The sequence below is a fragment of the Flavobacterium ardleyense genome (assembly GCF_042686085.1).
Classification (GTDB): domain Bacteria; phylum Bacteroidota; class Bacteroidia; order Flavobacteriales; family Flavobacteriaceae; genus Flavobacterium; species Flavobacterium ardleyense.
This window is the reverse complement of sequence record NZ_JBHUOL010000003.1, coordinates 68,213-93,951: the sequence shown is the minus strand read 5'-3', so window position 1 is coordinate 93,951 and position 25,739 is coordinate 68,213. Positions and strand designations below refer to the sequence as shown.

The 25,739-nt window shown below is 34.5% G+C and carries 37 protein-coding genes; 33 read left to right on the top strand and 4 right to left on the bottom strand.

Translation table 11 applies throughout. The annotated features are described in order from the left end of the window. Positions 1-88: 88 nt before the first annotated feature. Positions 89-838, top strand: coding sequence for a rhomboid family intramembrane serine protease (locus ACFSX9_RS01035; protein WP_379803277.1), 750 nt, complete (start codon positions 89-91; stop codon positions 836-838). Between the two features lie 60 nt (positions 839-898). Here the strand turns inward: ACFSX9_RS01035 and rlmB are convergent, their stop codons facing one another. From rlmB to ACFSX9_RS01015, 4 genes are all read right to left on the bottom strand, one after another. Beyond that, on the bottom strand, positions 899-1,645 hold the full coding sequence (gene rlmB / locus ACFSX9_RS01030; RefSeq protein WP_379803275.1) for a 23S rRNA (guanosine(2251)-2'-O)-methyltransferase RlmB: 747 nt from the start codon (positions 1,643-1,645) through the stop codon (positions 899-901). A gap of 74 nt (positions 1,646-1,719) precedes the next feature. Continuing rightward, positions 1,720-3,264, bottom strand: coding sequence for a RagB/SusD family nutrient uptake outer membrane protein (locus tag ACFSX9_RS01025; RefSeq protein ID WP_379803272.1), 1,545 nt, complete (start codon positions 3,262-3,264; stop codon positions 1,720-1,722). Positions 3,265-3,275: 11 nt separating this feature from the next. Beyond that, a complete protein-coding gene (locus ACFSX9_RS01020; RefSeq protein ID WP_379803269.1) occupies positions 3,276-6,386 on the bottom strand; it encodes a SusC/RagA family TonB-linked outer membrane protein in 3,111 nt (1,036 codons plus the stop codon). Between the two features lie 83 nt (positions 6,387-6,469). Further along, on the bottom strand, positions 6,470-8,065 hold the full coding sequence (locus ACFSX9_RS01015; protein ID WP_379803267.1) for a BamA/TamA family outer membrane protein: 1,596 nt from the start codon (positions 8,063-8,065) through the stop codon (positions 6,470-6,472). A 428-nt stretch (positions 8,066-8,493) separates the two neighbouring features. On the opposite strand from ACFSX9_RS01015, the gene rpsL reads away from it, so the two are divergent. The 32 genes from rpsL to rplQ all read left to right on the top strand — a co-directional run bounded on the left by rpsL (position 8,494) and on the right by rplQ (position 25,733). Continuing rightward, entirely contained in the window at positions 8,494-8,898 is a 405-nt protein-coding gene (gene rpsL, locus ACFSX9_RS01010) for a 30S ribosomal protein S12 (protein ID WP_379803265.1), read from the top strand. A 24-nt stretch (positions 8,899-8,922) separates the two neighbouring features. Next, complete coding sequence (gene rpsG, locus ACFSX9_RS01005) at positions 8,923-9,399, top strand: 30S ribosomal protein S7 (RefSeq protein ID WP_379803263.1); 477 nt, start codon at positions 8,923-8,925, stop codon at positions 9,397-9,399. Between the two features lie 11 nt (positions 9,400-9,410). Then, on the top strand, positions 9,411-11,567 hold the full coding sequence (gene fusA / locus ACFSX9_RS01000; protein WP_379803261.1) for an elongation factor G: 2,157 nt from the start codon (positions 9,411-9,413) through the stop codon (positions 11,565-11,567). A gap of 11 nt (positions 11,568-11,578) precedes the next feature. After that, entirely contained in the window at positions 11,579-11,884 is a 306-nt protein-coding gene (gene rpsJ / locus ACFSX9_RS00995) for a 30S ribosomal protein S10 (RefSeq protein ID WP_006259497.1), read from the top strand. A 236-nt stretch (positions 11,885-12,120) separates the two neighbouring features. Next, positions 12,121-12,738: a 50S ribosomal protein L3 gene (gene rplC / locus ACFSX9_RS00990; RefSeq protein ID WP_379803259.1), complete on the top strand. Its 618-nt coding sequence runs from the start codon at positions 12,121-12,123 to the stop codon at positions 12,736-12,738. Continuing rightward, positions 12,738-13,367 (top strand): 50S ribosomal protein L4, encoded by a 630-nt coding sequence (rplD, locus tag ACFSX9_RS00985; RefSeq protein ID WP_379803257.1) that lies wholly within the window; start codon positions 12,738-12,740, stop codon positions 13,365-13,367. The genes rplC and rplD overlap by 1 nt, the downstream gene beginning before the upstream one ends. A gap of 7 nt (positions 13,368-13,374) precedes the next feature. Further along, positions 13,375-13,665 (top strand): 50S ribosomal protein L23, encoded by a 291-nt coding sequence (gene rplW, locus ACFSX9_RS00980; RefSeq protein WP_379803255.1) that lies wholly within the window; start codon positions 13,375-13,377, stop codon positions 13,663-13,665. A 9-nt stretch (positions 13,666-13,674) separates the two neighbouring features. Further along, positions 13,675-14,499, top strand: a complete 825-nt coding sequence (gene rplB, locus ACFSX9_RS00975; protein ID WP_379803253.1) for a 50S ribosomal protein L2 — start codon at positions 13,675-13,677, stop codon at positions 14,497-14,499. A gap of 10 nt (positions 14,500-14,509) precedes the next feature. Continuing rightward, positions 14,510-14,788, top strand: a complete 279-nt coding sequence (gene rpsS / locus ACFSX9_RS00970; protein ID WP_073583326.1) for a 30S ribosomal protein S19 — start codon at positions 14,510-14,512, stop codon at positions 14,786-14,788. Between the two features lie 9 nt (positions 14,789-14,797). Beyond that, on the top strand, positions 14,798-15,208 hold the full coding sequence (gene rplV, locus ACFSX9_RS00965) for a 50S ribosomal protein L22 (RefSeq protein WP_322549229.1): 411 nt from the start codon (positions 14,798-14,800) through the stop codon (positions 15,206-15,208). A gap of 8 nt (positions 15,209-15,216) precedes the next feature. After that, positions 15,217-15,951 carry a 30S ribosomal protein S3 gene (gene rpsC / locus ACFSX9_RS00960; RefSeq protein ID WP_322549228.1) on the top strand — a complete coding sequence of 245 codons (735 nt, stop codon included), beginning with the start codon at positions 15,217-15,219 and terminating at the stop codon, positions 15,949-15,951. 19 nt (positions 15,952-15,970) lie between these two features. Continuing rightward, positions 15,971-16,390: a 50S ribosomal protein L16 gene (gene rplP, locus ACFSX9_RS00955; protein WP_008254483.1), complete on the top strand. Its 420-nt coding sequence runs from the start codon at positions 15,971-15,973 to the stop codon at positions 16,388-16,390. Positions 16,391-16,402: 12 nt separating this feature from the next. Next, entirely contained in the window at positions 16,403-16,594 is a 192-nt protein-coding gene (gene rpmC, locus ACFSX9_RS00950) for a 50S ribosomal protein L29 (protein ID WP_322549226.1), read from the top strand. Between the two features lie 17 nt (positions 16,595-16,611). Then, on the top strand, positions 16,612-16,869 hold the full coding sequence (gene rpsQ / locus ACFSX9_RS00945; protein WP_188362669.1) for a 30S ribosomal protein S17: 258 nt from the start codon (positions 16,612-16,614) through the stop codon (positions 16,867-16,869). Between the two features lie 2 nt (positions 16,870-16,871). Then, a complete protein-coding gene (gene rplN, locus ACFSX9_RS00940; RefSeq protein WP_379803248.1) occupies positions 16,872-17,240 on the top strand; it encodes a 50S ribosomal protein L14 in 369 nt (122 codons plus the stop codon). Between the two features lie 11 nt (positions 17,241-17,251). Then, complete coding sequence (rplX, locus tag ACFSX9_RS00935) at positions 17,252-17,566, top strand: 50S ribosomal protein L24 (protein ID WP_379803246.1); 315 nt, start codon at positions 17,252-17,254, stop codon at positions 17,564-17,566. A gap of 2 nt (positions 17,567-17,568) precedes the next feature. Then, complete coding sequence (gene rplE, locus ACFSX9_RS00930) at positions 17,569-18,120, top strand: 50S ribosomal protein L5 (protein WP_379803244.1); 552 nt, start codon at positions 17,569-17,571, stop codon at positions 18,118-18,120. Positions 18,121-18,123: 3 nt separating this feature from the next. Beyond that, the gene (rpsN, locus tag ACFSX9_RS00925; RefSeq protein WP_322549221.1) at positions 18,124-18,393 is read left to right on the top strand and encodes a 30S ribosomal protein S14; all 270 of its coding nucleotides are present in this window, start codon (positions 18,124-18,126) and stop codon (positions 18,391-18,393) included. Positions 18,394-18,496: 103 nt separating this feature from the next. Next, positions 18,497-18,895 (top strand): 30S ribosomal protein S8, encoded by a 399-nt coding sequence (rpsH, locus tag ACFSX9_RS00920; protein ID WP_379803242.1) that lies wholly within the window; start codon positions 18,497-18,499, stop codon positions 18,893-18,895. Between the two features lie 15 nt (positions 18,896-18,910). Then, positions 18,911-19,453: a 50S ribosomal protein L6 gene (rplF, locus tag ACFSX9_RS00915; protein ID WP_379803240.1), complete on the top strand. Its 543-nt coding sequence runs from the start codon at positions 18,911-18,913 to the stop codon at positions 19,451-19,453. Positions 19,454-19,464: 11 nt separating this feature from the next. Next, entirely contained in the window at positions 19,465-19,815 is a 351-nt protein-coding gene (gene rplR, locus ACFSX9_RS00910) for a 50S ribosomal protein L18 (protein ID WP_379803238.1), read from the top strand. Positions 19,816-19,821: 6 nt separating this feature from the next. Continuing rightward, the gene (gene rpsE / locus ACFSX9_RS00905; RefSeq protein WP_379803236.1) at positions 19,822-20,346 is read left to right on the top strand and encodes a 30S ribosomal protein S5; all 525 of its coding nucleotides are present in this window, start codon (positions 19,822-19,824) and stop codon (positions 20,344-20,346) included. A gap of 13 nt (positions 20,347-20,359) precedes the next feature. Next, a complete protein-coding gene (rpmD, locus tag ACFSX9_RS00900) occupies positions 20,360-20,542 on the top strand; it encodes a 50S ribosomal protein L30 (RefSeq protein WP_379803233.1) in 183 nt (60 codons plus the stop codon). Between the two features lie 12 nt (positions 20,543-20,554). Next, complete coding sequence (rplO, locus tag ACFSX9_RS00895; protein WP_379803230.1) at positions 20,555-21,007, top strand: 50S ribosomal protein L15; 453 nt, start codon at positions 20,555-20,557, stop codon at positions 21,005-21,007. Positions 21,008-21,019: 12 nt separating this feature from the next. After that, complete coding sequence (secY, locus tag ACFSX9_RS00890) at positions 21,020-22,366, top strand: preprotein translocase subunit SecY (RefSeq protein ID WP_379803227.1); 1,347 nt, start codon at positions 21,020-21,022, stop codon at positions 22,364-22,366. Positions 22,367-22,371: 5 nt separating this feature from the next. Then, positions 22,372-22,587 (top strand): translation initiation factor IF-1, encoded by a 216-nt coding sequence (gene infA, locus ACFSX9_RS00885; RefSeq protein WP_008254466.1) that lies wholly within the window; start codon positions 22,372-22,374, stop codon positions 22,585-22,587. Positions 22,588-22,597: 10 nt separating this feature from the next. Next, on the top strand, positions 22,598-22,714 hold the full coding sequence (gene ykgO / locus ACFSX9_RS00880) for a type B 50S ribosomal protein L36 (protein ID WP_002987490.1): 117 nt from the start codon (positions 22,598-22,600) through the stop codon (positions 22,712-22,714). Positions 22,715-22,716: 2 nt separating this feature from the next. Further along, positions 22,717-23,091 (top strand): 30S ribosomal protein S13, encoded by a 375-nt coding sequence (gene rpsM, locus ACFSX9_RS00875; protein WP_379803224.1) that lies wholly within the window; start codon positions 22,717-22,719, stop codon positions 23,089-23,091. Between the two features lie 11 nt (positions 23,092-23,102). After that, positions 23,103-23,486, top strand: coding sequence for a 30S ribosomal protein S11 (gene rpsK / locus ACFSX9_RS00870; protein ID WP_322549212.1), 384 nt, complete (start codon positions 23,103-23,105; stop codon positions 23,484-23,486). Between the two features lie 83 nt (positions 23,487-23,569). Then, entirely contained in the window at positions 23,570-24,175 is a 606-nt protein-coding gene (rpsD, locus tag ACFSX9_RS00865; protein ID WP_379803219.1) for a 30S ribosomal protein S4, read from the top strand. 21 nt (positions 24,176-24,196) lie between these two features. Continuing rightward, positions 24,197-25,189, top strand: a complete 993-nt coding sequence (locus tag ACFSX9_RS00860) for a DNA-directed RNA polymerase subunit alpha (protein ID WP_379803216.1) — start codon at positions 24,197-24,199, stop codon at positions 25,187-25,189. Between the two features lie 61 nt (positions 25,190-25,250). Beyond that, the gene (rplQ, locus tag ACFSX9_RS00855; protein WP_379803213.1) at positions 25,251-25,733 is read left to right on the top strand and encodes a 50S ribosomal protein L17; all 483 of its coding nucleotides are present in this window, start codon (positions 25,251-25,253) and stop codon (positions 25,731-25,733) included. The last annotated feature ends 6 nt before the right edge of the window (positions 25,734-25,739 follow it).

Here is a 25,739-nt window from a genome sequence, read left to right as displayed (position 1 = left end):
AAAATTACAATTTTATGACAAATGTGCATAATAATATCTTTGGCTTTATCTTTGAATAGCTAATGTGTATTAAGCTTCCTTCAAATAAATGAGAAACCATCTCGATAATCCTTTTAAATATACCAAATCTGTAATTCTATTACCGATGTTGTTTGTATTGATATTATGGTTGGTTTTTTGGTACGAGCTTAAATTTAGTCATAATTTATCGCATTTCGGGATTTACCCACGAGAAGTTTTCGGGTTGAAAGGAATTCTATTCAGTCCGTTTTTACATGGCGATTTAGAGCATTTGTCTAATAACTCAATTGCGTTACTTATTTTATTACCAATTCTTCGGTATTTCTACAAAGAACAAACATTTGCGGTATTACTTTTGGGAGTTTTATTTTCAGGATTGGGAACGTGGCTTTTGGGCCGACCCAGTTATCACATTGGTGCCAGTGGATTAATTTATGCTTTGGTGAGTTTTATATTCTTCAAAGGAATTTTTACCAAATATTACCGATTAGTAGCACTTTCATTTACTATTGTTTTATTATATGGCGGAAGTGTTTGGTATATGTTTCCCAATATAAAAGAAGGTATTTCTTGGGAAGGTCATTTTGCGGGTTTCTTCGTAGGATTAGCTTTGGCATTGGTTTTAAAAACACCTCAATTTGGAAATTCTATCTTCTACGATTGGCAAAGGCCTGACTTTAATCCGGACTTAGATCCGTTTATGAAAAATTTTGATGAAAAAGGAGCATTTAATCCGCCACCAAAACCAGAAGAAATAATAAAGGAATATTTCAGCTCGTCTATAAAAGTGATTTATGATTTTATAGGAAAAAAATAAGTCAAAAGTTCAATTTTCTAATTAGTAATCAGAAAATTGAACTTTTAACTTTATATTTAATTACATTCTTTGTCTTACAGCTTCGTATAAAAACGCACCACAAGCTACAGAAACATTTAAAGATTCAATAGTTCCAAACATTGGTAATTTTGCTTTTTCATCTACTATTTTCAAAACAGAAGGATTTACTCCTCGGTCTTCGCTACCCATAATAATTGCTACAGGTTCGTTTAAGTTTAAATCGTAAATATGGCTTTCCGTTTTTTCAGTTGCAGCTACAGTTTTAACACCAGAACCTTGTAAGTAGAAAATTGCATCTTTAATGTGGTCTACTTTACAAATTGGCACATTAAAAACTGCTCCAGCCGAAGTTTTAACCGTATCTCCATTTACAGGAGCTGATCCTTGTTTTTGGATAATGATTCCGTTAACGCCGGTACATTCTGCCGTTCTGATAATTGCACCAAAATTACGTGCATCAGACAATTGGTCTAAAATAAGAAATAAAGGTTTTTTACCACTTTCTAAAGCTGCTTCTAAAGCACCTTCTACTAATGTTTCTAATGAAACAAATGAAATAGGAGCAATAGTTGCTACGGCACCTTGGTGATTATTTGGAGTTAATCGGTTTAGTTTTTCGACAGGAACGTATGAAAAGTTAACATTGTTTCTTTTCATTGCCTTCATCAAATCCTTCATCAAGTCGCTTTCTGCATCTTTCTGAATGAACACTTTGTCAATTTCTTTGTTCGCGTTAATCGCTTCAATAATTGCTCTAATCCCGAATATTTGATTCTCTTTTTCCATATGGCAAAGATATAAAAAAACCATCACTTTTTGAGTGATGGTTTTAACAAATAACTATTCAAATAAATTAGATTTTACCAACCCGGATTTTGTTGAGCTGCTAATGTTGGATTAACATTAATTTCCAATTGTGGTATAGGCCATAAAAATTTGTAATCAGAAGCTGGAACTGCTGCTACTCCTAGCGCTCCGGTATAAGGCGTGCCTAATGTATAAGCAGTATCTGCAGGTAAACCATTGGACAATTTTGCAGGAACTCCATCAATTGGGTGCATGTCATCATTTTGTAATCTATGAATATCGCTCCAACGTCTTCCTTCTAATAAAAATTCAATACGTCTTTCTTTTAAGATTAAACCTACTAAATCTGTAGCGTTACTGTAACTTGCCGCAGTATATGCCTGAGTTCCTACATTTGCTAACGCTCTGTTTCTAATTTTATTTAATAAAGTTAACGATTCAGTTAGGTTTGGACTAGCTTTTCTTGCTTGTGCTTCTGCCATATTAAGAACTACTTCAGCATAGCGAATAACTGGTGTTGCATCTGTATAGCTAACTTCGTCTTTGTATTTGAATGTGAATTTTTTACCTTCTGAAGTAAAAATCATTACACCTTCTTCTCTTCTTTTGTCATCAACTAACCAAGATGGATCTCTCCAGATAATTGGGCTAATAGCAATTAACAATCTTCTTTTGTATTGGGAAGCTAGTGCTGCGTTAACACCTGGATTATTTGCTGATGAATGTTTAATAGAGAATATCGACTCTGTATTTGAGTAACTGTTTGCAAACGGACCTACTGGAGTTGGCATTAATGTGTAAGCTCCATTAAGTTTTTCACCTTCTGTAATTACATTGTCCCAATCTCTTTTGTGTAAATATACTCTAGTTTTAAAAGCTATAGCTGCATTTTTAGAAGCGTAGCTTAATGTGTTTGTTGTAATTGTATTCTCAGCATCATTTAAGTCTGCTAAAACTTTATCATAACATTCCGCTACAGTATTTCTTTCTTTTAAAAGTTCAGTATTAATTTCTGATTGTGTATCTACACCAACTGTACGGTAAGGAATTCCTAGATGCGTTGCGCCAGGACTAAATTGGTACGGACGTGCAAAATACATTAATAATTCAAAGTGTGTTATTGCTCTTAAATACTTTGCTTGGCCAATGTAATCATCTCCTTTGGCTGCCGTAATAATTCCTTTGTTAACTGCAGTAGTAACACCTTCGATAACTAAGTTACAACGGTTGATTAAACGATAACCATCTACCCAATAATATACATTGTTTGCAGTAGTTTGGTCATAAGTACCTGCATAAGTAGCTTGATAAAAAGTAGCAGCACTAACCGCATCTTCTCCACGACAATCTCCTTGTTGCACATAAGCTGCTCCCCAAACATAGCCACGACCTCCGTTTGGAGCTGTTGTGTTGTATTGACCAATTGCTGCTGCGTTATACATTCCATTTAAAGAACTTTCAATTAAGGACGGCGAAGAAAACGCTTGGTCTAATGAAATGTTGTTAATTGGTTTTAAGTCTAAAATAGCTTCCTCTGAACAAGCTGTAAAAAGTATTCCAGTTAAGGCTATTATTGTTATTTTTCTTAAATTTTTCATTTTCATTTTTTTTAAAGTTTAACATTTAAACCCATAGAGATAATTTTAGATCTAGGCGTACCATTTAAATCTACACCACCAGTTTCCATTTCAGGATTCAAACCATCGTATTTAGTAAAAATTAACATGTTTTGAGCTTGAACAAATAATCTAAAACCTTTCACTCTTAATTTGTCTGTAACTTCTTTTGGTAAACTGTAGCCAAGTGAAATGTTGTCTAAACTTACAAAACTACCATCTTCTAAGAAACGACTAGTAGCATGACCTGATAAGTTTGTAAATGTATTAGAACTCGCATATAATCTTGGAGTAACTCCATCACCTGGTTCAGCAACACTCTGCCATCTTCCTATAATGTCAGTACTGTTGTTGTTAAAGTTTTGTGTCATTAATTCTCTTGCAGTTGCATTGAAAATTTTGTTACCACCGCTAAAACGCACAAGGAATGATAAGTCTAAATTCTTATAACGGAACGTGTTTGTGACAGCTCCAAAATATGTTGGCAAAGAGTTTCCTAAAATAACTTTATCTGTAACAAAGTTTAAAGTTGCTGGTTGCGAAATATCAGCTGGATTAGCTGGGTCAAATTCTTTATAGTTTGTTGTGTCTAAGTTACCTTGAACTAAACTTCCATCAGCTTTGTAATAAACCGGGTTTCCGTTTGCAGGGTTAACTCCCCAATAGCGAATACCGTATATTGAGTTAATTGATTCACCTTCTCTGATAATTAAGTTTGGATTAATGTTTACATCAGAAAAAGTTCCTCCTAAAATGTCTTGACCGTTAGGTAAAGAAGTAACTTCATTTTTAGTCAATGTTAAGTTAGCGTTTACATTCCAGCTGAAATTATCTTTGTCAATTGCATTTAAGTTAGCGCTAAATTCGTAACCTCTATTAAACATTGCACCAATATTTTTTCTAATGATGTTACTTGGGACTCCTAATGAAGCCGCAACAGGAACTTGAAGGATTAAACCATCTATATCGTTGTTAAAGTAATCAGCAGTTAAAGTAAGGCGATTGTTTAAGAAAGCAAAATCAACACCAAAGTCAGTTTTTTTACTAGTTTCCCATAATAAAGCATCGTTTCCAAATTGCGTAAATGCAATTCCGTTTGAAGTAGCATAAGGAGAAGCAGAAGTTAATCCTAAGTATGGATACGATCCGATTTCTGTATTTCCTACTTCAGAATAAGAAGCTCTTACTTTAAATTCATTAACATAATCTTCTATACTTGTAAAAAATGATTCTTTTGCGATATTCCAACCTACAGAATATCCTGTAAAGTTATTCCATCTTGTATTATCGCTTAATTTAGAAATGCCATCACGTCTAATAGAACCTTGTAAAAAGTATTTTTCTTTGTAGTTATACGTAGCTCTTCCTATGTAAGATATAATTCCTTCTTCGTTAACACCACCACCTGATTCTTGGTTTTCGTATGAGCTAGTAACTAAGTTTTGGTTATAAAATGCATCAAGTAAACCTCTTCCTCTTCCATAGAAAGACTTGTTAGTTTCTTTTTGATATTCAGCTACTGCTGTTAAGCCTAAATTATGATTTTCTAGGAATGTTTTTTTGTAGTTAAAAACATGTTGCCAGTTCCAACGTGTTAAATCAGTGTTGTCGTTTTGAATAAAACCATTAGATCCTGCACCGTCACCATGAACTGGATTCCAATATAAGAAACCATTAGTCATTGCTTTATCAGCCGCAACTTGCATTCTGTAGTTTAATCCTTCATAGATATTAGCAGATGCAAATAAATTTACTATTGATCTGTTTACCTCTGATTTGTATCTGTTATTATCTAAAATGTAGATGATATTTGTAATGTTGTCCCCAACTAAATCTGTATTGTCCCATTTGCCAACAAAACTATTATCGTTAGCCCCACCACCTAAATTATAACCTGTAGGATGACTAGGATTGTAAATTGGCGTATTAGGAAGTTGACGAATAGCATTAAACATGTTTCCAGATAAAGAACCTCTACCTGTATTTAAACCTGTATAAGTTGTTCTAGTTAAAGAGGCAGTACCACCAACTTTTAGCCATTTATTTACATCAGTGTCTAAGTTTAAACGGATAGTATAACGGTCCATTGCGTTTGCTTTTGCCACACCATCTTGTTCTGTATATCCTAATGACATATAATAACGCGTTGTATTTGTACCGCCACTTAATGATAAATTGTGGTCAATTTGTGCTGCGCTTTTATTTAAAACAGCATCTTGCCAATCTGTATCATAAGTGTTTCCAAATGCCCAAGGTGTTTGTGCTCTGTTAGTTCTTTTTTCGTTCGCAATTGTTAAGAAGTCTGAAGTTTTTAATAAATCAAAAGTTTTAATTGCGCTAGCAAAACCAACTGTAGTACTATAGTTTACTTCCAATTCTCCTTTTTTACCTTTTTTCGTTGTAATGATGATAACACCATTAGCTGCTCTTGATCCGTAAATTGCAGTAGCAGCACCATCTTTAAGTATTTCGAAAGTTTCAATGTCTGATGGGTTAATGTCTCCTAAAGCGTTGTTGCTTGCTTGTCCTCCTAAATCACCAGTATAAATTGGCATACCATCTAAAATAATCAAAGGATAATTTCCACTTCCGATAGAAGCTACTCCTCTAATTCTGATTCTAGGTGCTTCTCCAATTACTCCTGTGTTTGTGGTTACTTGTACACCAGAAGCTCTTCCTGCTAATTGGCTGTCAAAACTTGGAGTAACTAAGTTTTGGATGTCTTTTGCTTTAATTGAAGATATTGAACCAGTTACCTCACTACGCTTTTGAACACCATAACCGACAACAACAATATTGTCAAGTTCAGTGGCATCATCTTGCATTTTGATATTCAATACTGTAGATGAAGCGAGAACTTCTGTGTTCTTCATTCCTAGGTAGCTAAATACAAGTGTCTGTGAAGTAGTCGCTTGGATGGTAAACTTACCGTCTAGGTCAGTTTGTGCTCCTCCATTTGTTCCTTTAATCATAACGGCAACGCCCGCTAAAGCCTCTCCGCTTTGGTCAGTAACTGTTCCTGAAACAGCTCTGATTTGCGCAAAGTTCAATTGTGTCGCTAACACAAATAATAGTGTTAGGGCACCTAAAATTTTAGATCTCATAGTTTTGATTTAGTTAAATATTTGCCAAATATCTTAAATAAAATGTTAATTCCTATGTTATTTCTTAAAATTTTATTCTAAAATTAAAAATTCGTTTTAAAACTGATGTGAACTATTGAATTTGCTAGCTTTATGGTTTGTTCGCTGGTGCTTCCATTGGCATAAATTAAATTTATTAAACCGTTTTTAGTAAATAGTCCAAAGCCAAAACCAAGACCTAATAATTTCTCTTCGACATTAGCAGTTTTGTCTTGGAAATAGCCATAATCAGTTATCGAATGAATGTATAAATTCGATGCAACTAAATAACGATATTCTGCCATAATTCCACTAAAAGCATTCGCTTGCAAGCTGTTTTCATTAAAACCTCTGATCGAATTAATGCCACCAAATCTAAACAATTCATTAATCACATAATCATCACTTTGGAGATAATAGGATTGATTTTTTATGAAAATACTATTCTTTGTGTTCAATGCTAAGTGATGACTCATTTCTAACTGCACGAAGATTTGTTTAGTCTTATTTGACTCAATAGTTCGATTTCCGGTTCCTAATTTTAAATTTACTTTCGTTTGCTCCGGAAAAATAAAATTATCGTTGGAGAAAGTCGTGTGTTCAAAACTTGAAGTTAAAAATGTATTAGTAAAATTATTAATGCTAAAGGAATTCGTGTTTTGAATATCGGCCGAATTCGTTTTCTGATAACCCAAATAAGCTTTGGTATTATATGAAAAGTAATAACCAAAATTCAAATCGGTAATCGTATTTTGAAAAGTAGAATCTTGTTTAAATATTCTCAAATTCGCTTTTACGCCAATCGGACTTTTAAACAAATAAGGCAATTCTGTCCCTAAGTTGAACGAAGTTTGTTTGCTTCCGTCATTTTTCCAATACAAATTAAATTTCTCACCCGAATTAAATATATTCTGAAGTTGCAAATCCAAATAGCCGTTAAAAACCAATTTACTTTCCTTGTCGTTTGAAAATCCAATAAAACCATCAAACTTATTAGGTTTTGATTTTTCTAAATACACAAAAATTTTAGTGGAATCCGTAGTGAATAAAATTTCCGGATATTTCAACTGATTCACAAATTGCAATTTATCAAACTCATCATTAATCTGTTTTAAATTATCCTGATTAAAAGTCGCTTTTTTGGCTTTTTTAGTAATCGCTTTTTTAATGCCAACTGGAAACTGATCATAACCGACAATCACGATATCCGCAATAGTTCTTTTGGAATTTAATTTCAGTTGCAACTCAGAATACAAACTATTTTCAAATTTCCGCTGTTTACTCAATTGTAAATTTGCCAAAGAATAGCCTTTCTTTTCTAAAAGTGTAATTTTCTGTTTCATAAAAGGTTCAATAGCCTTTGTGGACAATTGAATCGTATCTCTCTCAATTTGCAACAACTTTTTTTCACCTTCTGAAAGATTACCTATATATATGATATTGTTTTTTATCGGTTTGCCAATGTTGTAAGTAAACACAAAACTACTATCGTTTATTTTTTCTTGTTTCAAAAGTCGCCAATCAAAAAAACCATTATTGGTCATTTTAATTTCCATTCTTTTTTGTTCTTCTAGAAGCAACGCAACTGTTTTATGTGTTTTTTCAAAAGCAAGACTGTCTATGATTTTTGTTTCAACTGCGTTGCCTCCTTCAATTTGCAAATAGAAATTTTGTCCAAAGCTTATTTGGAGGAAAAAAAACGTGATAAATAAAAAAACTACTTTCATTGCTGTAAAGAAACGAAAAATTGTAAAATATATTTCAAGGATTTTAGTTTACTAATAATTTTTAAAACTAGGAGCGAATGGTTCGGGCATTTTTGTCATCTTTGTTCCCGCTTTATGTTGCAATCTTTTTCACAGCCTGCAATTTTAGCAATTGCAAGCCATAAAAAAGGATTTTCACGTCAATCGGGGCTAGGTGTTTTTTGTCTTTCTTTTTTGTAATCAAGTACGAATCAAAACAGTATAAAAATTAAATCGCAGAAAAAAATCCTAAAATACCGCTTGTAGAATAAAATATTATTCCTACATTTGCAACCCCGTAAAAAGCGGGAATTTTAAACAGTAAAAATTTTTAGTATTTAATTATGCCAACAATTCAACAATTAGTAAGACTAGGGAGAACCCAAATGACTAAGAAGAGTAAATCGGTGGCTTTAGATTCTTGTCCTCAAAGAAGAGGTGTTTGTACTCGTGTTTATACAACTACTCCAAAGAAACCAAACTCAGCAATGAGAAAGGTAGCTAGGGTTCGTTTAACAAACGGTAACGAGGTGAATGCATACATCCCTGGAGAAGGACACAATCTACAAGAACACTCGATAGTATTAGTTAGAGGTGGAAGAGTAAAAGATTTACCAGGTGTACGTTATCATATCGTACGTGGAGCATTAGATACTGCGGGTGTTGCAGGAAGAACACAACGTAGATCTAAGTATGGGGCGAAACGTCCAAAACCAGGACAGCCAGCACCAACTGGAAAGAAAAAGTAATTTTAAATCTTTTAAAGTAAAGACATGAGAAAAAGAGCGGCCAAAAAAAGACCACTTTTACCAGACCCAAAATTTAACGATCAATTAGTTACACGTTTTGTGAACAACTTGATGTGGGATGGTAAAAAATCAACAGCTTTCACAGTATTTTATGATGCATTAGAAATCGTAGAAAACAAAAAGCAAGATGCAGATAAGTCTGCGTTAGAAATATGGAAAGATGCATTAACAAATGTTATGCCTCACGTAGAAGTTCGTTCACGTAGAGTGGGTGGAGCTACATTCCAAATTCCAATGCAAATTCGTCCAGATAGAAAGATTTCTTACGCTATCAAATGGATGATTTTATATGCAAGAAGAAGAAACGAAAAATCTATGGCAGGTAAATTAGCGTCAGAAATCTTAGCTGCGGCTAAAGAAGAAGGTGCTGCTGTTAAGAAAAGAATGGATACTCACAAAATGGCAGATGCTAATAAAGCATTCTCTCACTTTAGATTTTAATTCATACAGAAATGGCTAGAGATTTAAAATTAACAAGAAACATTGGAATTGCTGCTCATATTGATGCTGGTAAAACAACAACAACAGAGCGTATTCTTTTTTATACAGGAAAAAATCACAAATTAGGTGAAACGCACGAAGGTTCTGCAACAATGGACTGGATGGCTCAGGAGCAAGAGCGTGGTATTACCATTACTTCTGCTGCTACTACTTGTGAGTGGAATTTTCCTACAGATCAAGGTAAGGTTTTACCTGAATCTCAATCATATCACTTAAACGTTATTGATACACCAGGACACGTTGACTTTACTGTAGAGGTAAACCGTTCGTTACGTGTATTGGATGGTCTAGTTTTCTTATTTAGTGCAGTTGATGGTGTTGAGCCACAGTCTGAAACTAACTGGAGATTAGCGGATCAATACCGTGTACCTCGTTTAGGATTCGTAAATAAAATGGACCGTCAAGGATCTAATTTTATTATGGTTTGTAACCAGGTAAGAGATATGTTAAAATCTAATTCGGTTGCAATTACATTGCCAATCGGAGATGAGCAAGACTTTAGAGGAGTAGTGGATTTAGTTAAAAACCAAGCTATTGTTTGGCATGACGAAAATCACGGTGCAACATTTGATATTGTGCCAATTCCAGAAGATATGTTAGAAGAGGTTAAAGAATACCGTTCTATCCTTATTGAGGCAGTTGCTGATTACGATGAGACTTTATTGGAAAAATTCATGGAAGATGAAGATTCTATTACTGAAGACGAAATCAATAAAGCATTGCGTGCAGCTACAATTGACATGGCGATTATTCCTATGTTATGTGGTTCATCATTCAAAAATAAGGGAGTTCAATTTTTATTGGATGCAGTATGTAAATACTTGCCTTCTCCAATGGAAAAAGAAGGTATTTGGGGAATTCACCCAGACCAAGCTGATTTATTAGAAGAAGATCAAACGCCTATTTTACGTAAGCCGTCTGTTGCAGAACCATTTGCTGCTTTAGCATTTAAAATTGCTACGGATCCTTTCGTTGGACGTTTAGCTTTCTTCCGTGCTTATTCAGGTCGTTTAGATGCTGGTTCGTACATCTTGAACACACGTTCAGGAAACAAAGAAAGAATTTCTCGTATTTACCAAATGCACGCTAACAAACAAAATCCAATCGATTTCATCGAAGCTGGAGATATTGGAGCTGCAGTTGGATTTAAAGATATCAAGACTGGAGATACTATGTGTGATGAAAAACACCCTATTATTCTTGAGTCAATGAAATTCCCTGATCCAGTAATTGGAGTTGCTATTGAACCTAAAACAAAAGCTGACGTAGATAAAATGGGTATGGCTTTAGCTAAATTAGCTGAAGAAGATCCTACGTTTACTGTTAGAACTGATGAGGCTTCTGGTCAAACAATTATTTCAGGAATGGGTGAGCTTCACTTAGATGTACTTATTGATCGTATGAGACGTGAGTTCAAAGTTGAAGTTAACCAAGGTGAGCCTCAGGTTGAATACAAAGAAGCGTTCACTAAATCGGCACAACATAGAGAAGTTTATAAAAAACAATCTGGAGGTCGTGGTAAATTTGGTGATATTGTTTTCACACTAGAGCCAGCAGAAGATGTAGATGGTAAGCCAGCAATTGGATTACAATTTGTTAATGCTGTAAAAGGAGGAAATGTTCCTAAAGAATATATCCCATCTGTAGAAAAAGGTTTCAGAGAAGCTATGAAGCAAGGTCCTTTAGCAGGATATGCTGTGGATAGTTTAAGAGTTACTCTTACAGACGGATCGTTCCACCCTGTGGATTCAGATGCGCTTTCTTTCGAATTAGCAGCTAAAATGGGATACAAAGAAGTAGCGAAAGCTGCTGGAGCAGTTATTCTTGAGCCAATCATGAAAATCGAAGTTATTACTCCTGAAGAAAATATGGGTGATATCGTAGGTGACTTGAACCGTCGTAGAGGTCAAGTGAATGACATGGGTGATAGGAATGGTGCTAAAACGATCAAGGCTGACGTGCCTTTATCAGAAATGTTTGGATATGTAACAACATTAAGAACATTATCATCAGGTAGAGCTACTTCAACAATGGAGTTTTCACATTATGCAGAAACGCCTTCTAATATTTCAGAAGCTGTAATTAAAAAAGCAAAAGGTAACGCCTAATCTTAAAGAAAATGAGTCAAAAAATCAGAATAAAATTAAAATCTTACGATCACATGTTGGTAGACAAGTCTGCTGAAAAGATTGTAAAAACTGTAAAAAGTACAGGTGCAGTAGTTACGGGTCCAATTCCGCTACCAACACACAAAAAAATATTTACTGTATTGCGTTCTCCTCACGTTAACAAAAAAGCAAGAGAGCAGTTCGAGTTAAGTTCATACAAGAGACTATTAGATATCTATAGTTCTTCTTCAAAAACTATCGACGCTTTAATGAAATTAGAGTTACCTAGTGGAGTTGAAGTAGAAATTAAAGTTTAGTTTCTTCGATTGAAAAATCGCAATAAAAATTTAAAAAACCGTTAGTGTTAATGACACTACGGTTTTTTTTCTTCTAATTTATAGGTAAGAATTTTAGTTTTTTTTGACTAAAATCATCTTAACTATTTATTTTTGCGATAATTAAAAAATATTTTATATATTTGCACCCTCAAAATGAGTAGTGTGCAAGTGCTATTTGTATTATAAATAAGAGTTTAATTAATAATTAGTTTAATATGTCTGGGTTAATCGGAAGAAAAATTGGCATGACTAGCATCTTTGATGAGAACGGGAAGAATATTCCTTGTACTGTTATTGAGTGCGGTCCATGCGTTGTTACCCAAGTCAGAACCAATGAAATAGACGGATATTCCGCTATTCAATTAGGTTTCGATGACAAATCTGAAAAGCGTGCAATTAAAGCGGAATTAGGTCACTTTAAGAAAGCAGGAACTGCAGCTAAGAAGAAAGTCTTTGAATTTAAAGGTTTTGATCAGGAGTACAAATTAGGTGATGTAATCGCCGTTGACTTATTCACTGAAGGTGAATTTGTTGATGTTGTAGGGGTTTCTAAAGGAAAAGGATTCCAAGGAGTTGTAAAACGTCATGGTTTTGGCGGTGTTGGACAAGCGACACACGGTCAACACAACCGTTTAAGAGCACCTGGTTCTGTAGGGGCTTCATCTTATCCATCTAGAGTATTCAAAGGAATGCGTATGGCTGGAAGAATGGGAGGAGAAAATGTAACAGTACAAAACCTTAGAGTTTTAAAAGTAGTTTCTGAAAAGAACTTACTTGTTGTTAAAGGAGCAATTCCTGGACACAAAACCTCTTATGTAATCATTCACAAGTAATGGAAGTAAAAGTTTTAGATATCACCGGAAAAGAAACTGGAAGAAAAGTTCAACTTTCTGATTCAGTTTTCGCAATCGAGCCTAATAAGCATGCTGTATATTTAGATGTAAAGCAATATTTGGCTAATCAAAGACAAGGAAACCATAAAGCTAAAGAAAGAGCTGAAGTTGCAGGAAGTACTCGTAAAATCAAAAAACAAAAAGGAACAGGAACTGCTCGTGCAGGTTCTGCAAAAAACCCTTTGTTTAAAGGTGGAGGTACAGTTTTTGGACCAAGACCAAGAAGTTACTCATTTAAATTGAACAAAAACTTAAAAAGATTAGCTCGTAAATCAGCTTTCTCTTTAAAAGCAAAAGAGTCAAATTTAGTAGTAATTGAAGATTTTACATTTGATACACCAAGCACTAAAAATTTCATTAACGTATTGAAGTCTTTAGGGTTAGAGAATAAAAAATCTTTATTTGTGTTGGGAGATGCAAATAAAAATGTATATTTGTCGTCACGCAATTTAAAGGGATCTAGCGTTGTAACTACTTCAGAAATAAGCACTTACGCTATTTTGAATGCAAAAACACTAGTTCTTTTAGAAGGTGCAATTGACGGAATTGAAGTTAATTTAAGTAAATAATAAGATTATGAGCATCATAATTAAGCCTATTATAACTGAGAAAATAACTAAAGATGGTGAAATTTTTAACCGTTTTGGTTTTATAGTTCAAAAGACTGCTAACAAAATTCAAATCAAAAATGCTGTTGAAGCAACATTTGGTGTGACTGTAGTAGCTGTTAATACATTAAACTATAGAGCTGATAGAAGTGTTAAATATACTAAAAGTGGTTTAATCAGTGGAAAAACAAATGCGTATAAAAAAGCAATTGTTCAAGTTAAAGAGGGAGAAACAATAGATTTTTATACCAATATCTAATAGAATAATATGTCAGTTAGAAAATTAAAACCTATTACCCCAGGTCAGCGATTTAGAGTTGTAAATAGTTTTGACGCTATTACGACTGATAAGCCGGAGCGTTCATTGATCGCACCGATAAAAAACTCTGGAGGTAGAAATAGTCAAGGAAAAATGACCATGCGTTACACAGGCGGTGGTCACAAAAGAAGATATCGTATTATCGATTTTAAAAGAACTAAAGTGGGTATTCCTGCAACAGTTAAAACAATCGAGTATGATCCGAACCGTTCGGCTTTTATTTCATTATTAGCGTATGCTGATGGAGCTAAAACTTATGTTATTGCTCAGAATGGAATGCAAGTAGGACAAACTGTAGTTTCAGGTGAAGATGCAACTCCAGAAATTGGAAATGCAATGCCTTTAAGTAAAATTCCTCTTGGAACTGTTATTTCGTGTATCGAATTAAGACCAGGTCAAGGAGCTGTTATTGCTCGTTCTGCAGGAACTTTTGCTCAATTGATGGCAAGAGATGGAAAATACGCAACAATCAAAATGCCTTCAGGTGAAACAAGAATGATCTTGTTGACTTGTTCAGCTACAATTGGAGCAGTTTCTAACTCAGACCACCAATTAATCGTATCAGGTAAAGCTGGTAGATCAAGATGGTTAGGTATTAGACCAAGAACTAGACCGGTAGCAATGAACCCTGTCGATCACCCAATGGGTGGTGGTGAAGGACGTTCTTCTGGAGGTCATCCACGTTCAAGAAAAGGTTTACCTGCTAAAGGTTATAGAACTCGTTCTAAAGTTAACCCGAGTAATAAGTATATTGTAGAACGTAGAAAGAAATAATTAGACACACATGGCACGTTCATTAAAAAAAGGACCATTCGTTCACTATAAATTAGAGAAGAAAGTTCAAGAAAATATCGCAGGTGGTAATAAAGGTGTTGTTAAGACTTGGTCTAGAGCATCTATGATTACTCCTGATTTTGTTGGGCAGACTATCGCAGTTCACAATGGTCGTCAGTTTGTACCTGTTTACGTTACAGAAAACATGGTAGGACACAAATTAGGAGAGTTTTCACCAACAAGATCTTTTAGAGGTCATGCTGGCGCTAAAAATAAAGGTAAAAAATAATAGGAAGCTATGGGAGTTCGTAAAAGAGAAAGAGCAGAGCAGACTAAGGAAGCAAAAAAACACGTTGCTTTTGCTAAATTAAATAACTGTCCAACTTCACCTAGAAAAATGCGTTTAGTAGCAGATTTAGTAAGAGGTCAGAAGGTTGAATTAGCTCTTAATATATTAAGATTTAGTCAAAAAGAAGCTTCAAGAAAATTAGAGAAATTGTTGTTATCTGCGATAAATAATTATCAACAGAAAAACGAAGATGCTAATTTAGAAGAAGCAGGCTTATTTGTAAAAACGATTACAGTTGATGGTGGTATGATGTTGAAAAGACTTCGTCCAGCTCCACAAGGTCGTGCACACAGAATTAGAAAACGTTCTAACCACGTAACAATCGTGTTAGGATCAAACAATAACACAGAAAGTAATTAATAAACAGTATGGGACAAAAGACAAATCCAATAGGAAATAGACTTGGTATCATCAGAGGGTGGGACTCAAACTGGTATGGTGGAAATGACTACGGTGATAAAATCGCTGAAGACTATAAAATCAGAAAGTATATCCACGCACGTTTATCAAAAGCTAGTGTATCAAAAATAATTATCGAGAGAACTTTAAAACTTGTAACCGTTACTATCACTACTGCTAGACCTGGTATTATTATCGGAAAAGGTGGTCAAGAGGTAGACAAGTTAAAAGAAGAACTTAAGAAAATTACAGACAAAGAAGTTCAAATTAACATCTTCGAAATCAAAAGGCCTGAGTTAGATGCTTACTTAGTAGGTATGTCTATCGCTCGTCAAATTGAAAGCAGAATCTCATACAGAAGAGCTATTAAAATGGCAATTGCTGCTGCAATGAGAATGAACGCAGAAGGTATTAAAGTTCAGATTTCAGGTCGTTTGAATGGTGCTGAAATGGCACGTTCAGAGAACTTTAAAGAAGGAAGAATTCCTTTGTCAACTTTCAGAGCTGATATTGATTATGCATTAGCTGAGGCGCATACTACTTATGGTAGAATGGGTATCAAGGTATGGATAATGAAAGGTGAGGTTTATGGAAAAAGAGATCTTTCTCCGTTAGTAGGAATGGACAAACAAAAGTCTAAGCCTTCAGGATCTTCTGCTCCAAAAAGAGATGGAAATAAGCCAAACGCACGCAAAAGAAAGTAATTATCTAAACTAAAGAAAAATGTTACAGCCTAAAAGAACAAAATACCGTAAGGTACAGAAGGGTAGAATGAAGGGCGTTTCTCAAAGAGGACACGAGCTTTCTAATGGAATGTTTGGTATTAAATCTTTAGATTCTTCATTTATTACTTCTCGTCAAATTGAAGCAGCTCGTATTGCAGCGACGCGTTTCATGAAAAGAGAGGGTCAATTGTGGATCAAGATATTTCCAGACAAACCTATTACAAAGAAACCATTGGAAGTACGTATGGGTAAAGGTAAAGGTGCAGTTGAGTATTGGGCTGCAGTTGTTAAACCGGGTAAAATTATGTTTGAAGTTGGAGGTGTTCCTCTATCTGTTGCAAAAGAGGCTTTACGTCTTGCAGCTCAAAAACTTCCAGTTAAAACTAAGTTTATCGTTGCTAGAGATTTCGAAGCATAATCAAAATTTATTATGAAACAATCAGAAATTAAAAATCTATCTGCAGCTGAGTTACAAACTCAACTTAGTCAGTTAAAGAAAACGTATACCGACCTAAAAAATGCTCATGCAATTTCGCCTATTCAAAACCCTCTTCAATTGAGAGGTTTGAGAAGATCAGTTGCGAGATTTCACACAGAGTTAACTAAAAGAGAGTTACAATAATTGTATTCTGCTGAAAGATGGAAAAAAGAAATTTAAGAAAAGAGAGAGTTGGGGTTGTTACTAGCAACAAAATGGAGAAATCTATAGTTGTTTCTGAAACAAGAAAAGTAAAACACCCATTATACGGTAAGTTCGTGTTGAAAACAAAGAAATATGTTGCGCACGACGAAACAAACGATTGCAATATTGGAGATACAGTAAAGATCATGGAAACTAGACCTTTATCTAAATCAAAATGTTGGAGATTAGTTGAAATCATTGAAAGAGCTAAGTAATTATGGTACAACAAGAATCAAGATTAAAAGTAGCAGATAATACGGGAGCTAAAGAAGTTTTAACTATCCGTGTTTTAGGAGGAACGAAACGTCGTTATGCCTCTGTTGGTGACAAAATTGTAGTTTCAATTAAAGATACAACTCCAAACGGAAGCGTTAAAAAAGGAGCGGTATCAACTGCAGTTGTTATTCGTACTAAAAAAGAAGTGAGAAGAGCTGATGGATCTTATATACGTTTTGACGATAACGCTTGCGTTTTGTTAAACGCTGCGGGAGAAATGAGAGGAACTCGTGTTTTTGGTCCGGTTGCCAGAGAACTTCGTGAAAAACAATTCATGAAAATTGTATCATTAGCACCAGAAGTGCTTTAATTCTTATACAAATGGTAAAACTAAAAATTAAATCAGGAGACGTAGTAAGAGTTATTGCTGGAGACCATAAAGGTCTTGAAGGTAAGATTGTACGCGTTATTCGTGATAAAAATAAAGCGATTGTTGAAGGTCTTAACATGGTTTCGAAACATACGAAACCAAGTGCTAAAAACCCTCAAGGAGGAATCGTTAAAAAAGAAGCTCCAATTCATATTTCGAACTTGTCTTTAATTGACCCTAAGTCAAAAGAAGCAACGAAAGTTGGTTTTAAGCAAGAAGGAGATACGAAAGTGAGATTTTCAAAAAAATCTAATCAAGTTATATAGTGATGGCTTATACACCTAGACTAAAAGAAGAATATAAGAGCAGAATAGTTGCTGCTCTTAAAGAAGAATTCGGTTACAAAAATGTAATGCAAGTTCCTAAACTTGAAAAAATTGTTGTAAGCCGTGGAGTTGGTGCAGCTGTATCTGATAAGAAATTAGTAGATTACGCTGTAGAAGAAATGACAAAGATTACTGGTCAAAAAGCTATTTCTACTATCTCTAAGAAAGACGTTGCGTCTTTCAAATTGAGAAAAGGAATGCCGATTGGAGCAAAAGTAACTTTGCGTGGAGAAAGAATGTATGAATTCTTAGATAGATTAATTACATCTTCTTTACCACGTGTAAGAGATTTTGGTGGAATTAAATCTGACGGATTTGACGGAAGAGGAAATTATAACCTAGGAGTTTTAGAGCAAATCATTTTCCCTGAAATTGATATTGACAAAGTAAATAAAATTTCTGGTTTTGATATCACATTCGTTACTTCTGCACAAACAGACAAAGAAGCGAAATCTTTATTAACTGAATTAGGGTTACCTTTTAAAAAGAATTAAGTTATGGCTAAAGAATCAATGAAAGCCCGTGAGGTAAAGAGACAAGCAGTTGTTGAAAAATATGCAGATAAAAGAAAAGCGCTTAAAGCTGCTGGAGATTTTGAAGCATTACAAAAATTACCTAAAAATGCATCGCCAGTTCGTTTACACAATCGTTGTAAATTAACAGGTAGACCAAGAGGGTATATGCGTCAATTTGGTCTTTCTCGTGTAACGTTCCGTGAAATGGCTAACCAAGGTTTAATACCAGGAGTTAAAAAAGCTTCTTGGTAATCTCGTAAAAGTTTCTTACTTTTGCAAACCAAAAAATAATTTAATTGGTTGAAGGTTCATTTGGTGAGTACCAAGTGAAAACCATAACCGCAATTTTATACATATGTATACAGATCCAATTGCCGATTATCTTACGAGAGTTAGAAACGCAGTGAGAGCTAGCCACAAAGTGGTTGAGATTCCTGCATCTAACATGAAGAAAGAAATCACAAAGATTTTATTCGATCAAGGATATATCTTAAGTTACAAATTTGAGGATAACTCTATTCAGGGTACTATCAAAATTGCTCTTAAATATGATAAAGAGACTAAAGAGTCAGTTATCAAAGATATCCAAAGAATTAGTAAACCAGGTTTACGTAAATATGCTGGTTCATCTAACTTACCTAGAATCTTAAATGGTTTAGGTATTGCTATTGTTTCTACATCAAAAGGATTGATGACAGGAAAACAAGCTAAGCAATTAAATGTTGGTGGCGAAGTTATTTGTTACGTATATTAATAAAAAGACGAGACAATGTCAAGAATAGGTAAAAATCCAATTGCAATTCCAGCCGGAGTAACTGTAGAAGTTAAAGAAGCTGTGGTTACAGTTAAAGGGAAATTAGGCGAGCTTACTCAAGAATTTTCTGATGTAACAGTTAAGATCGAAGATAACAATGTTATCGTTGAGCGTTCGTCAGATCATAAAGATGAGAGAGCGAAACACGGACTTTATCGTTCATTAATCAATAACATGATTATTGGTGTTTCTGAAGGTTTTGTGAAACAGTTAGAATTAGTAGGAGTTGGTTTTAGAGCTTCAAATCAAGGTCAAAGACTTGATTTAGCTTTAGGATTCTCTCATAACATTGTTCTAGAAGTTGTAAAAGACGTTACTGTTGAAACAATTTCAGAAAAAGGTAAAAATCCGATAGTAAAATTATCATCATTCGACAAACAATTATTAGGTCAAGTAGCTGCGAAGATCAGAGGTTTCCGCAAACCTGAACCATATAAAGGAAAAGGAGTTAAGTTTGTAGGAGAACAACTAAGAAGAAAAGCAGGTAAATCAGCTTAAAAATTAAGACTATGTCATTAACGAAATCTGAAAGAAGACAAAGAATTAAGTTCAGAATCAGAAAGATTGTAAGCGGAACTGCTGCTCAACCAAGACTTTCTGTATTCAGAAGTAATAAAGAAATCTATGCGCAAATCATAGATGACGTAAATGGAACTACATTAGTGGCAGCTTCATCAAGAGATGAAGGTGTTGTTAAGGGAACTTCTATTGAAACTGCAAGTGCAGTTGGTAAATTAGTTGCTGAAAAAGCGCTTAAAGCAGGTATTTCAACTATCTCTTTTGATAGAGGAGGGTATTTATACCATGGACGTGTGAAATCATTAGCTGACGGTGCTAGAGAAGCTGGACTTAAATTCTAAGAAATTATGTATCATAATTATAAAAACGTAGAGATTGTAAAACCAGGTGGTCTAGAATTAAAAGATCGTTTGGTGAGTGTAAATCGTGTTACTAAGGTTACTAAGGGTGGTAGAGCATTTGGTTTTTCTGCTATCGTAGTAGTTGGTGATGAGCATGGTGTAGTAGGACACGGATTAGGAAAATCTAAAGATGTTTCTGAGGCTATTGCTAAAGCAGTAGAAGATGCTAAGAAAAATCTAGTAAGAATTCCTTTGAATGGTCATTCTGTACCTCATGAGCAAAAAGGTAAATACAGTGGAGCGAGAGTATATTTAATACCTGCTTCTCATGGTACCGGAGTTATTGCTGGTGGTTCAGTTCGTGCTGTACTAGAATCAGTAGGTGTTCATGATGTATTGTCAAAATCACAAGGTTCTTCAAACCCTCATAACGTAGTGAAAGCTACTTTTGATGCTTTATTGCAAATGAGAAGTGCCGTAACTATTGCGAAACAAAGAGGAGTATCTTTAGAAAAAGTATTCAAAGGTTAATTAACAGGAAATCATGGCAAAATTATTAGTAAAACAAGTAAGAAGTAAAATCAATTGTCCTCTTGATCAAAAGAGAACATTGGAAGCTTTAGGTCTTCGTAAAATGGGACAAGTTGTTGAGCATGATGCAAGTCCTGCTATCCTTGGAATGGTAAATAAAGTAAAACACTTAGTTTCTGTTGAAGAAACTAAATAACACTATACAGTTATGAATTTAAGTAACTTACAACCAGCTGAAGGGTCAGTACACAACGACAGTAAAAGAGTAGGTAGAGGAGAAGGTTCTGGAAAAGGTGGTACCGCTACACGTGGACACAAAGGAGCTAAATCTCGTTCTGGTTATTCTAAGAAAATCGGTTTTGAAGGAGGGCAAATGCCACTTCAAAGACGTGTACCTAAGTTTGGTTTCAAGAATATTAATAGAGTTGAGTATCAAGGTATAAATCTTGACTCATTACAATTATTAGTAGATAATGGAGTGGTTACCGATACAGTAGATTTTACTGTGTTTGTAGATACACGTTTAGCTACAAAAAATAGCTTAGTAAAGATTTTAGGAAGAGGTGAGCTAAAAACGAAACTTAAAGTAAGCGCTCACAAATTTACTGCAACTGCTAAAGCGGCTATTGAAGCTGCTGGTGGAGAAGCTGTAACTTTATAATCTTTATAGAAAATGAAGAAATTTATAGATTCATTCATCAATATTTGGAAAATCGAAGAGTTAAAAAATCGTATTTTATTAACTCTTGGATTGCTATTGGTATACCGTTTTGGAGCACAAGTTACCTTACCAGGTATCGACGCTACTAAATTGGCAAATCTTACAAGTCAAACTGATGAAGGTATCGGATGGTTAATTAATGTATTTACAGGAGGTGCGTTTTCGCAAGCTTCTGTATTTGCATTGGGTATCATGCCGTATATTTCAGCTTCTATCGTGGTGCAATTAATGGGTATCGCGGTGCCATATTTACAAAAATTACAGAGTGACGGAGAAAGTGGTAGAAAAAAGATTAACCAAATTACAAGATGGTTAACTATTCTTATTACTTTAGTTCAAGGTCCAGGTTATATCTATAACTTATACAAAACATTACCTAGTGATGCTTTTTATTTAGGAGCTGGTTCATTCCCATTCTTGTTCTCATCTGTACTTATTTTAGTTACGGGAACAATTTTTGCAATGTGGTTAGGAGAAAAAATTACTGATAAAGGTATCGGAAACGGTATTTCTTTATTGATTATGGTTGGTATTATTGCTAGAATGCCTCAAGCATTTATTCAAGAATTTACATCAAGAACTTCACAAGTTAGTGGAGGTGTTATGATGATTGTTATTGAGTTAATCTTGTGGTTCATGGTAATTATAGCATCGATTTTATTAGTAATGGCTGTAAGAAAGATTCCAGTACAATACGCTAGACGTACAGTTTCTGGAGATTTTGAACAAGATATTAGTGGAGAAAACAGACAGTTTATTCCTTTGAAGTTAAATGCATCAGGTGTAATGCCTATCATTTTTGCTCAAGCGATTATGTTTATTCCAGCTGCGGTATCAGGTTTATCTAAATCTGACAACGCAATATCATTAGCATCAATGTTTAATGATCCATTTGGTTTGGTATATAATATTGTTTTTGCTTTGTTAATCGTAATTTTTACGTACTTTTACACCGCAATTACTGTACCAACTAACAAAATGGCCGATGATTTAAAGAGAAGTGGTGGATTTATTCCAGGTATTAAGCCAGGAGTTGAAACCGGAGATTACCTAGATAAGATAATGTCATTGATAACTTTCCCAGGTTCGTTATTTCTTGCTTTAATAGCTGTGTTCCCGGCTGTAGCAGTAAGTTTACTTGGTGTACAAGGAGCATGGGGTTATTTTTATGGTGGTACTTCTTTATTGATCATGGTTGGAGTTGCAATAGATACAATTCAACAGATAAATTCTTATTTATTGAATAAACACTATGATGGCTTGATGAAGAGTGGTAAAAATAGAAAAGCAGTAGCTTAATTTTTATGGCAAAACAATCAGCAATAGAACAAGACGGAACAATCATTGAAGCATTATCAAATGCGATGTTTCGTGTGGAATTAGAGAACGGACATATTGTAATTGCTCATATATCTGGTAAAATGCGTATGCATTATATTAAATTACTACCAGGTGACAAGGTGAAACTTGAAATGAGTCCTTACGATTTGTCTAAAGCAAGAATTACTTATAGATACTAAAGCTATTAAAATGAAAGTAAGAGCATCAGTTAAAAAAAGAAGTGCCGAGTGCATTATTGTACGTAGAAAAGGAAGATTATACGTTATTAACAAAAAGAATCCTAGATTTAAACAAAGACAAGGATAATTATGGCAAGAATCGCAGGGGTAGATATACCTAAACAGAAAAGAGGAATTATTGCTCTAACCTATATCTTTGGTATTGGTAGAAGCAGAGCTAAAGATATTTTAGCTAAAGCTCAAGTGAGCGAAGACACAAAAGTTCAAGAATGGAATGATGACGAGATCGGAGCAATCCGTGAGGCTGTTTCTTATTTCAAAATTGAAGGAGAATTGCGTTCAGAAGTTCAGTTAAACATCAAACGTTTAATGGATATTGGATGTCAAAGAGGTATTCGTCACAGATCTGGACTTCCATTAAGAGGTCAAAGAACTAAAAACAACTCTAGAACTAGAAAAGGTAAGAGAAAAACTGTTGCTAACAAGAAAAAAGCAACTAAATAATAAGTAACATTATGGCGAAAGCAACTGCAAAAAAACGTAAAGTTATAGTAGAATCTTCGGGAGAAGCTCATATTAATGCTACTTTTAACAACATCATTATTTCTTTAACCAATAAGAAAGGTGAAGTTATTTCTTGGTCTTCAGCTGGTAAAATGGGCTTTAGAGGTTCTAAAAAGAATACTCCTTATGCAGCTCAAATGGCAGCAGAAGATTGTAGTAAAGTAGCTCTTGAGGCTGGATTAAAAAAGGTAAAAGTTTATGTGAAAGGTCCAGGAAATGGAAGAGAATCTGCTATCAGATCACTTCATAATTCTGGAGTTGAAGTTACAGAAATCATTGATGTAACTCCAATGCCACATAACGGATGTCGTCCTCCGAAAAGAAGAAGAGTATAATTTAAGTATAACATTAGGTAGGTTTATAATTATCGAAGGATATTGACCTGAATTCATAATTCCTACCTTTCAATTTTTTTAAAATGGCAAGATATACTGGTCCAAAAACTAAGATTGCTCGTAAATTTGGCGAAGCAATATTCGGTGAAGATAAATCATTCGAAAAAAGAAATTACCCACCTGGGCAACACGGTTTAGCAAAGAAAAGAGGTAAGAAATCTGAGTATGCAATCCAGTTAATGGAGAAGCAAAAAGCGAAGTACACTTACGGAATTCTTGAAAAACAATTCAGAAACTTATTCAAAAAAGCTTCTGCTGCAGCTGGTGTTACCGGTGCTATTTTACTTCAGTTATGTGAAGCTCGTTTAGATAATGTTGTTTTCAGAATGGGTATTGCTCCTTCTCGTAGAGCAGCACGTCAAATCGTTGTTCACAGACATATCACGGTTAACGGTGAGTTGGTAAATGTACCTTCATACCACTTGAAACCAGGTGATAAAGTAGCTGTTCGTGAGAAATCTAAATCTCTTGAAGCTATCGAGCGTTCTTTATCAAATGCTTCTCAAGTATATGATTGGATTACTTGGAATAATGACATCAAAGAAGGTACATTTGTTTCTGTGCCGGAAAGACTTCAAATTCCAGAAAACATTAAGGAACAACTAATTGTAGAGTTGTATAACAAATAATAATTGACTTTAGTCGAAAGTATGGCAATATTTAATTTTCAAAAGCCCGATAAAGTTATCATGATCGATTCAACCGATTTTGAAGGTAAATTTGAATTTAGACCTTTAGAACCTGGTTACGGATTGACTGTTGGTAATGCACTTAGAAGAGTTTTACTTTCTTCGCTTGAAGGATACGCAATTACATCAGTAAGAATAGAAGGTGTAGAACATGAGTTCTCTACTATTTCTGGTGTTGTGGAAGACGTAACAGAAATTATCTTAAATCTTAAACAAGTACGTTTCAAACGTCAAATTGAAGATATTGATAATGAATCTGTTTCTATCGCTCTTTCTGGTAAAGATAAGATTACTGCAGGTGATTTTCAAAAATTCATCTCTGGTTTCCAAGTTTTAAATCCAGATTTAGTTATCTGTAATTTAGACAGCAAAACTACCATTAACATGGAACTTTCTATCGAAAAAGGTAGAGGTTATGTTCCTGCTGAAGAGAACAAAAAATCAAATGCTGCAATTGGAACTATCTTTACAGATTCTATTTACACACCAGTAAAGAATGTAAAATATACAATTGAGAATTTTCGTGTTGAACAAAAAACAGATTACGAAAAATTAGTTTTTGAAATCGTTACGGATGGTTCTATCCATCCTAAAGATGCATTAACTGAGGCGGCTAAGACGTTAATTCACCACTTTATGTTGTTCTCTGACGAAAGAATCACTCTTGAGGCAGATGAAATTGCTCAAACTGAGTCTTATGATGAAGAATCTCTTCATATGAGACAGTTGTTGAAAACTAAATTAGTTGACATGGACTTATCAGTTAGAGCGTTAAATTGTTTAAAAGCGGCTGAAGTTGACACATTAGGAGACTTAGTATCTTTCAACAAGAACGACTTAATGAAGTTCCGTAATTTTGGTAAAAAATCATTAACTGAGTTAGATGAGTTAGTGGCTAATAAAAACCTTACTTTCGGTATGGATTTAACTAAATATAAGCTCGATAAAGAATAATTGCTTCATATTTTGCGCTCCGTAAAGGATTGATGCAAGATGAAGATAAACAAAACACGTCATGAGACACGGAAAAAAATTCAATCATTTAAGTAGACAAAAAGGACATAGAAAGGCTATGTTAGCTAATATGGCTTGTTCTTTAATCGAACATAAACGTATTAACACTACAGTTGCTAAAGCTAAAGCTTTAAAACAATTCGTAGAACCATTAGTTACAAAATCAAAAGAAGACACTACGCACAACCGTCGTATTTGTTTCGCTTACTTAAGAGACAAATATGCTGTTACTGAGCTTTTCAGAGAAGTTGCTGCTAAAGTTGGAGACCGTCCTGGAGGATACACACGTATCATCAAGTTAGGTAATCGTTTAGGAGATAACGCTGATATGGCAATGATTGAATTAGTAGATTTCAATACTTTGTACAACGGTGGTAAAAGAGAAGTTAAGAAAACGACTCGTCGTGGTAAAGCTAAGAAAGCAGATGATGCTACTGAAGCTCCAGCTGCTGATGATTCTTCAACTACGGAAGCTTCAGAATAATCATGA